Here is a 14,213-nt window from a genome sequence, read left to right on the forward strand (position 1 = left end):
CTGCGCGTCTGCACGTCTGCACGCATGCGCGCTCGCGCAACTGTTTCGCGCGACTGGTCCAGAACTTACCGGTGGCCACTGACAACGCGGCGCCCGCCCGCCCCGCCCGGTGGGCGGTGCGGACGGGCGGGGCGGTGTACGGGCCTGCTACCAGCTGGTCTTGCGGTACAGCTCCCACACCTGCATGACGGTCTGCGGGTCGAGCGCCCGCTCGGCGCCGGCGATGTCGTCGCGGGCGGCGACGTACAGCTTGCCCTGCCACAGGGGCAGCAGCCGGACGTCGTCGGCGAAGATCTTCTGGGCCTTCTCGAACTCGTGGATGCCGGCCGACCGGTCGCTCTCGCGGCGGGACTTGGGCAGGATCACGTTCAGGATCTCGGCGGACTCGTACGGGGTGCCGACCGCGTTCTCCTTGCCGACGAACGGCGCGATGAAGTTGTCCGGGTCCGGGAAGTCGGGGAACCAGCCGCGGCCGAAGACCGGGTACTCGCCCTTCTTGTAGCCCTCCTGGAACGCCTTCCAGGGCTGCCCGCGCAGGGTGATCTTGAAGAGCCCGCTCTCGTCGAGCTGGCGCTTGAGCTCGGTGAACTCGTCCGCGGTGGAGGCGCCGTAGCGGTCGGTGGTGTACCAGAAGGTCAGGTTCACCGGCGTGGGGATCCCGGCGTCCTTGAGGGCCTTCTTGGCCTTGGCCACGTCCGGCTGGCCGTAGGAGTCGTAGAACGGCGTCTTGTGGCCGACGACGCCCTTGGGGACCATCGAGTAGAGCGGCTCGGCGGTGCCCTGGTAGACCTTCGAGACGAGCGCCCCGCGGTCGACGATCTGCGCGATCGCCTGGCGCACCTCGACCTTCGCGACCTGCGGGTCCGCGGGGTTGAAGATCAGGTAGCGGATCTCCGCGCCGACGTTCTCGACGACCTGGACGCCCGCGTCGTGCGAGGCGGGGGCCTGGAGGTCCTTGACCTCGTCGGCGGAGAGGCCGCGGTAGGTCGCGTCGATCTCCTTGCCCTTGAGGGCCGAGATCATCTTCTTGGAGTCCGCGAAGTAACGGATGGTGACCCCGCCGTTGCGGCGGTTGGCGAAGCCGTTGTACTTGTCGTTGCGGTTGAGGACCGCCTCGCTGCTCTCCTTGTACGACTCCAGGGTGTACGGGCCGGAGCCGGTGACCTCGTCGCCCTCGCGCAGCTTGTCGGCCGGGTACTGCTTCGGCGAGACCAGCGAGGCGGCCGGGGAGCCGAGCACGAAGGGGAAGGTGGCGTCCGGGGTGTTCAGGTGGAAGACCACCGTCTGCGCGTCCGGCGTCTCGATCTTGTCGAGGCTGCCGAAGAGGGCCTTGGGGCCGGACGGGGCGTTGATGGTCTTGATCCGGTCCAGGGAGTGCTTGACGGCCTTGGCGTCCAGCGGCTCGCCGTCGGAGAACTTCAGGCCCTTGCGCACGGTGCAGCGGTACGACTCGTTCCCGGAGTCGGTGAACTCGCAGCTCTGTGCGGCGTCCGGCTGGGGCTTGGTGGCACCGGTGGGGAACGCCAGCAGGGTCTGGTAGACGTTCCGGTAGAGCTCCCAGGAGCCGTCCCAGGCCGCGGCTGGATCGAGGGTCGTGGGGGCGCTCGTCGTTCCGACGACAATCCGCTGTTCTCCATTGCCGCCGTCGTCCGAAAACAGGCCGCATCCGGAGAGCAGGGATATGGACGCAAGGGCCGCAGTGATCTGCAGGCATCTGGTCCGGTTGAACACGTGCACGCTCCTCGATCAGCCAGGGGTGCGGCAGACCCTACCGCAGAGCATCACGAAACCAATGGGTAGGTTTCGTGCGGCACTTGACCGATTACGTGCCCATTCGGTACGCATTTGCCTCCTCTTCGGAGGCAAATGCGTCCGATTATCGGTCAATGCACCCCGGCATTGAGGAACATTCCTCCGTCGACGACGAGAGTTTGTCCCGTGATCCATTCCGCTTGTGCAGATGTAAGAAACGCGGCGGCCCCTCCGATGTCCTCCGGGACCCCGAGCCGGCCCAGCGGGTAGGCCGCCGCCGCCTCCTGCTCCCGGCCCTCGTAGAGCGCCTGCGCGAACCTGGTCTTCACCACCGCGGGCGCGATCGCGTTGACCCGGACCCCCGGCGCCATCTCGTGGGCGAGCTGGAGCGTCAGGTTGACCATGGCCGCCTTGCTCATGCCGTACGCCCCGATGAAGGGCGAGGCGGAGACACCGGCGATCGAGGCGATGTTGACGATCGCCCCGCCGTTCTCCTTCTGCCAGGCGTGCCAGGTCCGCTGGGCGAAGCCGAGCGCCGAGATCACGTTGGTCTCGAAGACCTTGCGGGCGACCCCGAGGTCCAGGTCCGCGATCGGCCCGAAGACCGGATTGGTCCCCGCGTTGTTGATCAGGAAGTCGACGCGGCCGAAGGCCTCCATCGTGCGTTCCACGGCGACGGCCTGGTGGGCCTCGTCGTGCGCCTTGCCCGCGACCGCGATCACCCGGTCCGCGCCGAGCTGCTCGACGGCCTCCTTGAGGGCCTCCTCGTTCCGGCCGGTGATGCAGAGCCGGTCGCCGCGCGCCACCAGAGCCTCGGCGATGCCGTAGCCGATGCCCCGGCTCGCCCCGGTGATCAGCGCGACCTTGCCGCTGTCCGTTCCGTCGTACGTCATGACGTGCACCCTGCCTTCTCTCAGCTGAGCGGGCCGCCGGCCACGTACATGACCTGGCCGGAGACGAAGCCGGCGGCCTCGCCGGTGAAGAAGGCGATCGCGTTGGCCACGTCGTCCGGGCGCCCGACGCGCTGCACCGGGATCTGGGTGGCGGCCGCGGCCTGGAAGTCCTCGAAGTCCATGCCGACCCGGGCGGCCGTGTGCGCGGTCATCTCGGTGACGATGAAACCGGGGGCGACGGCGTTCGCGGTGATGCCGAACTTGCCGAGCTCGATGGCCAGGGTCTTGGTGAAGCCCTGCAGGCCGGCCTTGGCCGCCGAGTAGTTGGCCTGGCCGCGGTTGCCGAGCGCGGAGCTGCTGGAGAGGCTCACGATCCGGCCGAACTTGGCTGCCACCATGTGCTTCTGACACGCCTTCGACATCAGGAACGCACCGCGCAGGTGCACGTTCATGACGGTGTCCCAGTCGGTGTCGCTCATCTTGAAGAGCAGGTTGTCCCGCAGCACACCCGCATTGTTGACCAGGATGGTCGGGGCGCCGAGCAGGCTCACCACCCGCTCGACGGCCGCCTCCACCTGCGCGCTGTCGGAGACGTCGCAGCCGATCGCGACGGCCGTGCCGCCGGCCGCCGTGATGGTCTCCACGGTGTCCTTGCAGGCCGCCTCGTCCAGGTCGAGGACGGCGACCGCCCGTCCTTCGGCGGCCAGGCGTACGGCGGTGGCCGCGCCGATGCCCCGGGCCGCCCCGGTCACGATCGCGACGCGCTGCTCGGTGGTGGACATGCTGGATCTCCTCGCCCTCGGAAAGCGGCCCCTCAGGGGTGAGCAACCGCTTAGTAGCTTCAGCTGAGGAGACGCTAGGAGCCCTGGCACTCCGTGTCAACGGGCGGCCCTCCCAGCCTTCTCGGAGGCGGACGGCACCAGCCGAATCCAGCCCCGCCCGGCGTTTGAGGCGCCGGGGTCCGGGGGCAGAGCCCCCGGCAACGGCGCCGCGCCCGAACCCGCCCGGACTACCGAACCAGCAGGTCCAGCAGCCGCTCCACCTCCGCGGCGGGATCGGCCGTCAGGCCGATGTGCACCGGGCCGGGCTGCACGACCGTGCTCCGTGGTGCGATCAGCCACCGGAACCGCCGCCCCGGGTCGTCACCCGCCGCCTGGCCCGCCGACTCTCCGCCGGCGCACACGCCCTCGACCCCGCGCAGGGCGGCCCGTACCCCGGCCACGTCGGCCTCCGGGTCCAGGGCGAGCAGCTTGGCCTCGTCGAGGTGGGTGCGCGCGGCGACGTAGGAATGCGCCCGGCAGTAGACGATCACGCCGGCGTTGAAACATTCGCCGCGCTCCATCCGGGGCACCACCCGCACCAGCGCGTACTCGAACACGTCCCGCTTGGTCACTCGCTGTCGCTCTTCATCTTCCGGGGACGGGGGTCGAGGCGGTCGGCGAGCCAGCCGGGCGGACCCGACCGGACCTTCGCCTCGGCCTCCATCGTGATCCTCTCGTGGATCGTGGCGGCGCGCGGCAGCAGGGCCTCCACATAGGCGCGGCGCAGCGCGTCGGTGGAGTCGAAGCCCGGCTCGTCGACCAGCCACTCGTCGGGCACGTCGGCCGCGACCTCGGTGAGCAGTTCCTCGGTGACCAGCGGCGCGAGCGCGGCCGCCGCCTCGGCGATGTCCGGGCCGACGGGGGCCAGTACGTGGTCGGAGGCGTTGTACGGCTTGGCGGCGGCGCTCTCGGCGGTGGGCCAGTTGTGGTGCCAGATCATGGTGGCGCCGTGGTCGATGAGCCAGAGGTCCCCGTGCCAGACGAGCATGTTGGGATTGCGCCAGGACCGGTCGACGTTGTTGATCAGGGCGTCGAACCAGACCACGCGCCCCGCCTCCACCGGGTCCACCTGGTAGGCGAGCGGGTCGAAGCCGATCGAGCCGGGGAGGTAGTCCATCCCGAGGTTCAGCCCGCCGCTCGCCTTGAGCAGCTCCTGGACCTCCTGGTCGGGCTCGCCGAGCCCGATGACCGGGTCGAGCTGCATCTGCACCAGCCGGGGAACGCGCAGCCCCAGCCGCTGGGCCAGCCGGCCACAGATGACCTCGGCAACCAGGGTCTTGCGCCCCTGGCCGGCTCCGGTGAACTTCATGACGTATATACCGAGGTCGTCGGCCTCGGTGATACCGGGAAGCGAGCCACCCTCGCGCAGAGGCGTGACATAGCGGGTCGCGGTGACTTCTGTCAACATCTTCCCAGGCTACATGGGCCGCAAGCCTGCATGTCCAAGGTGCCGCCCCGGGCATGGCTCGCCCGTCACGCATCCCGACCAGCCAATACCGGGGAATGATCGGCCACATGTACCGAGATCATCTGCACTGGGGATACCGAGAGGGCGGATCACCCCTGATAAGGGGGCCACGCCAGAGGGTTCAGCTCCTTCACGACCCAATTCCCAGGCAAGTGGACGGCTCTCCTTTCAAATCCAAGGGCTTGAGTCCGATCGAATCCGGTCGTAGCGCCCCCCGCAGTCAACCCCATGGAGAATCTGGGGAGTTTGAATCCGTCCGTGGCGCCAGCTCAGCACCTGATCCCACGCCCACCCAGTCCGCGATCCAGGGGCGTTCCACAGTCCCGGCCTTGCCACAAGTCTCGGCCGAGCAAGAGATCAGGCCAGACCTTAACGAAGGCATCGTAGCCCGACTTGCGGACCTCGCCGTGATGGGGGCGGCCTCCTCGCGGGCCAGGTTCTTGTCGACGAGCACGTCGATCGCGATACCGCTATCGGCGCGCATCATGATCAGCCCGCCATTGCCCAACGCCTGCTGCATCGCGCAAGATCTACCCCTCCTCGCTTCAGAAGATCCCTGCGCAGGCTAGGAACAGCCTCACCAATCAAAGAACCGTCAAAAGGGAGGCCGTTGGGAGCCATAAGAGTGTCCGATGTCTCGCACGCCTTCGGGCCTCACAGGTAGAAGCAAGGTTCGGTGATGCAGGGCCAGCGGCCGATCGCGTCAAGACGGGGTGCCCACGGCCCCGAGGTCCATTCCTCAGGTGCCGCGCCCTTCGTGAGACCTCCCGCAGCCGTCTACTGCTGCTCGAAGAGGCCAGACTGCTGTCATCTGCGTTTTCACAGGTCAGCGGAATTCGGCCAGTCCGTGGGCGTGCGTGCAAGTGTCGCATTGCGCGCCCCTGTTGCCGTCGGCAAGAACGCACGGTCTCCGGAACGAGCTGGAAGGAACGAGGGCTCGTCTTCACTACCCAAACCGGTGTCCCCCTGGACCCCGTCAACCTCACCCGCCGCTTCCGCGGCCTCCTCGACCGGGCAGGGCTGCGCCGCACCCGCTTCCACGACCTACGGCACTCGACTGCCACCCTGCTCATGGAACAGGGAGTCGATCTCGTCGTCATCAAGGAACTGCTCGGCCATGCCCACATCGGCGTCTACGCCCATGTAAGGCTCCGCCTCCTACGCCAGGCCATCGACACCCTCACAGACTCCCTAAGCGCGGGCGACGATTGCCCCGCGGGGGCAGGCCGTCCACGGACGTTGCCGTCACCGTTGCCGTCAAGCCCCCCTGGCCATATGACGGCCATCGCCGGAGAGTGCATCCACGCACTCCCCGGCGACGTTGTTCAATTCTAGACTGACTGAACTCGAAGCCTCAACGAGACTCTTTTCAACTAGGAGCCCCTAAGACCTTCGGGTGAATCGCAGGCGCCAACACGTTACGGAAAGATCCTTTCAGGAACCTGCCCGATACGAATTGCGGTCGACCCAACAACATCTCGCAGGTTAGGCGCGACTACGCAAACACATGACCAGTCGTTACGTGAGACCGAGAAGACCAGAACTTCCGTCAGGGAGCTACCTCGAATCGCCTCAAGGAACCTGTCGAGTTCCTCCGTCTCACTACCCCTGTCCTGGAGTCCCATCGCACGGGACGAATAAAGCGCCTCCACATCGCCCCTCGCCGCTGGGGCAGCGTGGTAAGAGAACTCATTCAGACTAGCCAGGATCTCCAGCCCGCGTCGGGCAGAGACCCAACCCAAGTCGATAAGCGCACCTAGCATGCGACGGGCCGCGGGTCCGTCAATCTCCTTCAACATGCGACTCTCACCCCTGACTGCCTAGCTGATCCGTAATCAGCGTAGATCGAAAACCTTGGCACCTTGCACAAGATTCTCCACGAGAACTTCACTCTCACCCCACTTATCTTCGCCATATAGAGCCATTTGGCGAAGTGGATTACCTGGGGTCGGAAGTGAAATTCTGAGGATCACGCCCGGAGTTTCCCCTTCGCGCATCCCCATGGCGAACCTTCGCGCAACTTCAGGGCTAGTCGTCCACGACGTGTACGGGCTATCCGTGTTGGCGTCGTTGTGCTCCACGGGGGTGGCCCTACCGCCCCGCGGCGCAGCCCGCCCCTCCAGTGCATTTTGAAACCCGGGATGACCTTCAGGTACGCCTCGGTAGAGATATCGACCTTCAGGGTGCTCGGCCTTGATGGTGTCGAATGTGCCGCAGTTGTGGACGAGGACTGGGATGGCGCCTGCGAGCACATAGTACGTGTGGAAGTCGTCGACGGTGAGGTTGTGAGTGGTGACGGTGTGCGGGTAGCTGCGGGTGGCTGTGACCGTGAGGGTGGTGCCATTGGGCTGGCGGAGTTGTTCGCCGGTGGTGATTTCGCCGGCGTTGATCCACTGGTGGCGGGTTTCGCTCCAGTAGGGGTGGTGGTAGGTGGAGGTGATCTTTGCCGGCGGGCCGCGGGGGTTTGCCTCGTTGGTGAGGGTGAGGTCGGTGAATTCCTTGTCGTCGGGGGTGGTGATGGTGGTGGTGACGGTCTTGGGGAGGGTTTGGCCGGTCTGCGGGTCGGTGGCCGTGACCACGTCGCCGTCCTTGACGTCCTCGATGGACTTCGAGGAACCGTCGGCCATCAGAACCTGAACACCCGTGGGGAAGCTGTTGCAGCTTGTTGCGGCGGGCGGGGTGTCGCCTCCGCTGCTCTTGGCTGCGTCTGCTTGTTCCGCCGCGGCTCTGGACTCAGTTCCCGCGCTGTCGCTCGCGGATTCCTTGGCGGCCTTCTCCGATGCGGCTTGGGCTGCCTTGGCTTCGGCGTCGCGCGCTTCCTTGAAGGCCTTCTTCGCCGTGCTGTAGGCCTCGGCGGCCTTGGCGGCTCCGCGTTCGGCCTCGTGGATGGCGTCGTAGGCCTTGTTGACCTCCTTGTAGATCTTGAAGGCCTGGATGCCGATCTTGACGGCCTTGAAGAGCTTGCCCCAGGGGACGAAGTTCAGGGCCGTGTTGATGCAGGCCATCACGTCGCCCTTGGTGAAGCAGTCCCGGGCGTCGTTGAAGCCGATCAGGTCGCCGACCATGTCGACGACTTCATCGATCAGCTTGTCGCGCTTCTTCTTGGCGTCGGAGACCTTCTTCGTGGCCGTCTTCAGCCCTGTGTCTGAGGGCCCGTCGTCGTCGCTGGTGTCCTTGCCGAACTCCGGGTCGAACGTGGAGCCGGTGTCCGTGCCGTTGCTGCCCGAGCAGTACGCGACTCCGAAGCAGCTCTCCAGGCCCGTCGGGTCGGATTTGTTGACGGGGTTGTTCTCGGAGTAGGAGTACGCGTTCCACTGCTGGGGGTTGCTCGCGTTGATGATCGGGTCGGGGCTGATGAAGCGGCCGGTGGTGGGGTCGTATTCGCGGGCTCCGAGGAGGGTGAATCCGGTGGACTTCTCCTTGGTGCCGCCGATGAACCCCTTGTCTCCGGCCCAGGCGCCGGGGGCGGGCTGGGTGCCGCGTTCGTTGCCGAACGGGTCCGATGCGCGGCGGATGTAGGTGAGGTCGGAGGCCTTGAACTGGACTCCGCCGGTGCCGTGATGATCCGAGCTCTGGTAGGTGAGCGTGGAGCCGCTGGTGGTGCTGGTGGTGCGGGTGACGGAGAGGCCGCCGGGGGCCGGGTAAGTGCGGACGTTGGAGACCTTGCCGCTGGCGATGTCCAGGGTGATCTGGTCGGCGCCGATGGCGAGGGTCGTGCTGGTGGGGTCGCGGCGGATGAGCTGGTTGCCGCCGGTGTCGTACAGGTAGCTGGTGCCGGCGCTCTCACCGGTGCCGACGATCTTGTCGAGCTTGCCCTGGCCGTTCCAGGTCAGGGACTTGGTGCCGGCGGTGGTGGTGATGCCGGTGGTGTTACCAACCGCGTCGTAGGTGTAGGAGGTGACCTGGGTGCCGGACGGGCCGGTCTCGGTCGAGGTCATCAGGGCGTGCGGGCCGCCCGTGCCGCCACCTGTCTTCGGGTCGGTGGACGGGGTGTTGGGGCCGGTTCCAAAGGTCTGGGTGACCGTCGTGTCCTTGGCCGCGTTGCCGGTGGCGTCCTTCTTGATCAGCTTCTTGCGGTTGCCGAGGTTGTCGTAGGTGTACTGCTGCCAGTACGGGGCCGGGCCGCCCACGCTGGGCTTGCCGGTGCCGTCGACTGCGGGGCCGGCTGCGTTGGTGCACCCGCCGATGCCGCGGACGCTGGGTGCGGGGGCCGTGGTCTGGGTGCCGGTGTCGGTCCAGGCCTGGGTCAGGCGTCCGAGGTAGTCGTGGGTGAAGCACTGGAGGTCCCGGCTGGTGCCGCCCCGAGTGTCACCGATCGAGGTGAGCTGGCCGACCTTGTTGTAGGTGTAATCCAGCACGTCCACGTGCGTGGAGGAGCCTTGTCTGTCCAGGAAGCTGCGGACAGGACGGCCGCTGCCGGCGTCGTAGTCGACGGTGGAGACGATCTGCGCGCCGGCGTTGCCGACGGTGGTGCGGATGGCCTGCCCATAGGGGTCGTAGCGCATGTCCACGACGTACGGAGTCCTGGTGAGTCCGATCTCGCCGTCGAGGGAGGTGAAGTTGCCTGCGATGTCGGTGCCATACGCGAGTGTCTCGGCGTTGAGGCCGGCCTTTGGGATACCCGGCAGGGTAGTCGTCTTCAACTGCCCGTAGGCGTCGTAGGTGTTGGTCGTCTCGTAGGTACCGGCCAGGGCCTTTTCCACTGCGGGAATGGTGACCTTGGTGCCGAGGGGGCGGTAGCCGCCGTCGTAGCCGGTCACCTCGGTGACGTAGGCGCTGCCTGTCTTGCCGCCCACGTAGCGGGTGGTGGTGTCGGGCTTGCCGAGCTTCTTGGTGTCGTAGGTGAACGCGCCGACCTGTTTGGCCGGGTCGACGGCCTTGCCCTCGTATGTGGCGACAGTGCGGCCGAGGATGTCCGTGACTGTGGTTGCGCTCTTGTCCCGGGCGTCGGTGCTGGTGGTGAGGTTCTTCTTGTCGTCGTAGAGCGTGGTGCTGGTGCCTGCGTCGGGGTCGGTGGTCTTCACCACGCGGCCGAGGAGGTCGTAGGCGAACGTCCACTCGTTGCCGGCGGAGTTCTTGCGCGACAGCTCCTGGCCCTGGGTGTTGGACAGATAGGTCGTCTGGTCGTAGGTACCGGTGGGGGTGTTGGCCTTGTACTGGCGCAGGACCGAGGTGGTGCCGTTGGTGATCGTCGATGTGGCGAACCCGCCGGCCGGCGGGATCCGGCGGACCTCGTCAGCTCCCGGGTATTCGGTCTTGGAGCGTGACTGCTCCACGCCGAACGACGTGAAGATGGACGCGGTGGACCGGCCGAGGCCGTCGAAGACGTTGATCGTCTGGGACGGGATCTTACTGTCGGGCTGGACACCGTCGTTGGGCAGGAACAGCGCCGCGGAGGGCGCGTCCTGGTCGGTGTAGTAGGCGGCGCTGGTCTTGGTCTGCCAGCCGTGCGAGTCGAACAGCGCGTCCGTGATCATGCGCCCGGCCACGCCCGAAGGGGCGCTGGCCTGGGTCTGGCGGACCCGGCCGAGACCGTCGTAGATCGCATATGAAGAGGTGTAGGTGTCGTCGTTCATGAGCGCCTGGCTCAGAACGGCGGACGGCGCGTTCATGCCGTTCATCGCGTACGAGAACTTGCGCACCGGCAGGTCCGTCGTGGAGTCCTGACCGGGCTGCCAGATCTTCACGATCCGCCCGAGGGCGTCGTACTCGCGTTCTGCGACGTGGTTGTTCTCATCGGTGGTCTTCAGCGGCTGCGAGCGGCCGATGTCGAGGGTCGTGACGGACTTCCAGCCCAGCGGGTTGGTGTGGGTCACCTTGTCGGGCAGGACGCCGGAGGCCGGGGAGTATTCGGTCGTGTTGACGGCGCCGCCGGGGTGGGTGGCGTCGGTGCGGACCTTGTTGGTGTTGCTGATGACACGGCCGTAGGCGTCGTAGGTGGAGGTGGAGTTGAGGCGGTAGACCGGCTTGCCGGTGACGTCGTACTTCTCCAGGACCTCGGTGCCCGTGCCGTCCGCCGTCGCTCCGACCTGGCCGTAGGCCAGCCCGTCGAAGTAGGAGCGGGTGTCGCCCACGGTGTTGGCCGCGGTCGGGGTCTGCCCGCACGTGCCGGACAGGACCAGAGTGCGGGAAGCGAGCTCCGTGACCGCCCCGCCAGGGCCGGTCGGATACTCGAACGTGGTGCACAGACGCTGGTCCGTACGGGCAACGTCGCTGTTGTCGTCCACTTGGAGCGGACGTGTGGAGAGCGTGGAGTCGTACGTGGACGAGCGCTCGCCGGTGCGCCAGCTGCCGTTTGCGAGCTTCGCGCGAGTGGTGACCTTCGCCGTGTTCAACGCACGGGCCGTGATCGGGGGCATCCCCGCCGACTGGGCGCGGGTTGCAGTGACCGGGCCGATCCACGGAGTGGTGACCTCGTCCGAGACGGCCGCCCCGCCGTCGCGGTCGTAGGTCTGGGTTTGGCGGACGAAGCCGGACAGGACGTCTTCGTCCTTGATCGTCCCACCCTGCGTGTCATTGACCGACACGCTGCGCTTGGTTCCGTTGGCCAGGACGTCGCCGTCCATGCCGCGCAGGTAGGTGGCGACGTTCTTGGTGCGCGGGGCTTCGCTCGCGTTTCCGCTGCCCGTCTTCGTAGTGACGGTGGCGTAGCCGCGGAACTGGTCCCAGGTGCGGGTCTTGGGGTCGGCGAACTCGGAGTCGTTGCGGTGCCAGGCTATGCCGCCGCCGTACTCGTAGTCGGTGACCTGGCTGACCTGGCCGCCGACCTTGTCCTGCTGGGTGACGGACTGGACGACGACCTTGTGGAACCAGTCGTTGACCGGGTCCGCGAAGGACTGACCGGGCAGGTACCACTTGACCGGCATGCAGGCCATCGTGTTGCCGTCCTCGGAGGACGGCATCGTCCCGGCGAGACGCGAGCACTCCGGGGCCTTGTAGACAACATTGACCTGGCCGCCGGTCTCGGTGGTGATCGTCTGGATCCGCGGACGCCGGTAACTCGGAGCCGAGGCATCCGTACCGTCCGGGCGCCGGACGACACCATCGACGCGATTGGGAATCTGCGTCGCCTGGAACAGGACCGCCGGAAGCTTGATCGCGGTCTTCTTGTTGGTGGCGTTGCGCTGGATCGAATCAAGCCAGAGCGTGGGTGACGTGCCGTCGCCTGGGTCTTGGAAGGAGTGCTTGAGGTCGTACCAGTCGACCGTGCGCCAGGCCGTTCCCATCCAGACCTGAGTGGCGATCTGGGTGAACTTCTTCGTCGTGAAGTACGTCGGCGACAGGTTCAGGCACTCGCCGGTCGCCGGGCATTCCTGGTCGATCGGGGTGTCGGGCCAGGACTTCGCGTTCGCCTTCACACGCTGGGCGGTGTCCGTGCAGGTGACCGTCCCGATCACGACGCAGCGTTCGGCGTTCTTGATGTTGATCTGGGCAGCCGGCTTGGCCGCGCCCTTGGCCGCTATCTGCTCGGGGAGGCGCTGGCCGTAGCCGATCCAGGTCGGGTAGGAGCCGCGCTGGTACTTCGTGTTGGTGCCGGTGCCGCCGTTCTGGCCGCCACCCCGCCCGTAGAAGTTGTCCTCCTGCTCGTAGCGGTAGGAGACCAGGTTCTGGTGCGGGTCCACGACATAGTCGAGGTTCCACTGCCAGCCGAGCTGCTGCCACGTACCGTTCGCAGGAGTGGTCGCGCCCAGGCACTTATCCTGACCACTGTTGAAGTACACCGGGACCGTCGAGACCGACTTGGCCTCCGGGTCGGTTCCATCCCCGCCGGGCAGGCGGTTGGAGCCGAAGTAGTACTGGGTGCCGTCGGTCGTGGTGACCTTGAAGCCCTCACCCTTCCACGCGCCGTTGCGCTGCCCGGTCAAACGCTCGATCTTCGTACCGTCCTCACCCTGAAGGTGATAGACACACGACGTGTCGTCGCGGACGATCTGACCCGAGTGACCCGCCAGGTTCAGGGACAGGATGTCCCCAGCCCAGCACTCGTCACCCGACTCCGCGATCCCGGCGTCCTTGCAGCCCTTGTAGGTACGGGAGATCGAGCCCGGACTCCAGTCCCAGCCCTCACCGAAGCCGGAGGCCTGCGCGTTCGTCGACGCCGTACGGCCATCGATCGAAGACGAGTCGTAGGCCAGGCCCACATCCGGACCCGCACCCGCGATCGAGGACGGAACCTCGACGGTGTAGCCATAGGTGAAGTTCGCCGCGTTCGCCCCGGCCTGCCACGCCATCGACGGTGCGATCGGCGTCGCGGTGAAGTCACCACTCGCACCCGACGGACCCGCCTCCACCGCGAGGACCACGGCCTTCGGTGCGAGCACCTGAGGCGCCGGCGCGGGAGCCGACTTCGCGCCTGCCGAAGACTTCGACGGACTCGTGGTGGTGGTCTTGGGGACGTCCACCTCCACCACGAGGCGGCCCGTGGAGTCCCGGTGCGAGGCAACCGGGGTGCGAGCCGTACAGCCCGCGGCAGCCGGAGTGGTCAGGGCACAGTCGGGCAGCCGCACCACACGCGCACGGTCACCCCAGTTGGCACCGGCCGTCTTCGCCCACGACGCGACATCGAACCCGACCCGGACCTTCCCCGAAGCGGATTCGCCAGTGGCGTCGGTCAGAGCGATGAGCGCACCCTGGACCCCGGCCGCACGGGTCTTCGCCCTGTCCTTGACCTCCACCCGCAGTGAGCCTTCATCGGAACTGCCGTCACCGGCGGCAGGCGCGATCGCGAGCTCCGAGACCTTGGCCGAAGGACTCGTGCCCGTAGTGGGGGAGAGCCAGACCGGCAATGCGCCGGCTTGAACGGGGCTCGCGTCGCCGTCGGCTCGCGATGTGGTCGCCGAACCGAGCGCAACGATCGCTGAGCCCGTCGTAGCCTGCGCCTTCGCGTCAGGACTCCACGGCTTGCCGACGGGCGCTTTGCCTGCGATCGGCTTGGCATTCGAGCCCTTGACGGGCTTGGTCTGCGGAAGGGCCGTATTCGGCGGCACCCATACCTTCGGCGGCTTCGCCACCGCTTCGACCGCGGGCAAGCCCAGGCCGGAGATGAGCACCGCAAGCACGGCGACCATCGCGATGCGTGGCCGTCTCGCGCGCGTGCGCGAAATCGGACCACTTTGACGAGAAAGCAAAATCCCCCCACAGGAAAGAATGAGAAATATCCGGGCCCGGTAGCGCCCGGATCCAACACCTCTCGATAGAGGCAAGTCTATTCGCGCATGATCTCTGTCGATCGCGCAGTCAAATCTCGCCGGGTTCGGACCCTGGCGATTCCGTCTTGGG

Annotated in this window: 7 protein-coding genes; 1 reads left to right on the forward strand and 6 read right to left on the reverse strand. The window is 66.9% G+C overall.

Annotated elements, in window-relative coordinates; genetic code table 11:
* Positions 1–147: 147 nt before the first annotated feature.
* From MTF69_RS31710 to MTF69_RS31730, 5 genes are all read right to left on the reverse strand, one after another.
* On the reverse strand, positions 148–1,731 hold the full coding sequence (locus MTF69_RS31710; RefSeq protein ID WP_243339667.1) for an ABC transporter substrate-binding protein: 1,584 nt from the start codon (positions 1,729–1,731) through the stop codon (positions 148–150).
* A gap of 152 nt (positions 1,732–1,883) precedes the next feature.
* Positions 1,884–2,645: an SDR family oxidoreductase gene (locus MTF69_RS31715; protein WP_243339668.1), complete on the reverse strand. Its 762-nt coding sequence runs from the start codon at positions 2,643–2,645 to the stop codon at positions 1,884–1,886.
* 20 nt (positions 2,646–2,665) lie between these two features.
* Entirely contained in the window at positions 2,666–3,427 is a 762-nt protein-coding gene (fabG, locus tag MTF69_RS31720; protein ID WP_243339669.1) for a 3-oxoacyl-ACP reductase FabG, read from the reverse strand.
* A 227-nt stretch (positions 3,428–3,654) separates the two neighbouring features.
* Positions 3,655–4,038 (reverse strand): DUF3037 domain-containing protein, encoded by a 384-nt coding sequence (locus MTF69_RS31725; protein ID WP_243339670.1) that lies wholly within the window; start codon positions 4,036–4,038, stop codon positions 3,655–3,657.
* Positions 4,035–4,874 (reverse strand): HipA family kinase, encoded by an 840-nt coding sequence (locus tag MTF69_RS31730; RefSeq protein ID WP_243339671.1) that lies wholly within the window; start codon positions 4,872–4,874, stop codon positions 4,035–4,037. Before MTF69_RS31730 ends, MTF69_RS31725 begins: the two co-directional genes overlap by 4 nt.
* A gap of 1,026 nt (positions 4,875–5,900) precedes the next feature.
* Here MTF69_RS31730 and MTF69_RS43845 point away from each other — a divergent pair.
* Positions 5,901–6,269, forward strand: a complete 369-nt coding sequence (locus MTF69_RS43845; RefSeq protein ID WP_374324564.1) for a tyrosine-type recombinase/integrase — start codon at positions 5,901–5,903, stop codon at positions 6,267–6,269.
* Between the two features lie 500 nt (positions 6,270–6,769).
* Here the strand turns inward: MTF69_RS43845 and MTF69_RS43530 are convergent, their stop codons facing one another.
* Positions 6,770–13,993 (reverse strand): polymorphic toxin-type HINT domain-containing protein, encoded by a 7,224-nt coding sequence (locus MTF69_RS43530; RefSeq protein WP_243339672.1) that lies wholly within the window; start codon positions 13,991–13,993, stop codon positions 6,770–6,772.
* Between the last annotated feature and the right edge of the window lie 220 nt (positions 13,994–14,213).

Origin of the sequence: Streptomyces sp. AP-93, from assembly GCF_022808175.1 — a bacterium.
In the GTDB taxonomy this organism is placed as follows: Bacteria; Actinomycetota; Actinomycetes; order Streptomycetales; family Streptomycetaceae; genus Streptomyces.

What these genes read in the sequence shown, in the direction of transcription:
- fabG (WP_243339669.1), bottom strand. Translation starts at nt 3,427, where the DNA reads ATGTCCACCACCGAGCAGCGCGTCGCGATCGTGACCGGGGCGGCCCGG.
- MTF69_RS31715 (WP_243339668.1), bottom strand. Translation starts at nt 2,645, where the DNA reads ATGACGTACGACGGAACGGACAGCGGCAAGGTCGCGCTGATCACCGGG.
- MTF69_RS31730 (WP_243339671.1), bottom strand. Translation starts at nt 4,874, where the DNA reads ATGTTGACAGAAGTCACCGCGACCCGCTATGTCACGCCTCTGCGCGAG.